The following is a 248-nucleotide window of genomic DNA, read 5'->3' as shown; positions in this document are numbered from 1 at the left end:
ATTTGAAAAAGTTATCACCAGAAGAATTTGCTTGTGAAGCAGATGCTATGAAGGCATTATCAAAATTATCAAAACAGTTTAAATATCACCAAATTAACGAAAGTAAAGTTACTCAAGTCAAATCTAAGACAAAAGATTCTCCACAAGAAATATCTTACCAAATATCAGCTACAGTCTCCCAGGATGAAAGTAAAATTAATACGGAAATGCTGAGTGCAGGGCGTTTTATTATTGCTACGAACGTTTTA

1 pseudogene is annotated in these 248 nt (G+C 32.3%); it reads left to right on the top strand.

The annotated features are described in order from the left end of the window. Nucleotides 1–248: pseudogene (locus FFO06_RS20970) on the top strand (IS1634 family transposase); the annotation flags it as partial.

Origin of the sequence: Dolichospermum planctonicum, from assembly GCF_005402965.1 — a bacterium.
Lineage (GTDB): Bacteria > Cyanobacteriota > Cyanobacteriia > Cyanobacteriales > Nostocaceae > Dolichospermum > Dolichospermum planctonicum.
Note: the sequence above shows the minus strand (reverse complement) of the source record. Positions and strands in the feature narration are given on the sequence as shown.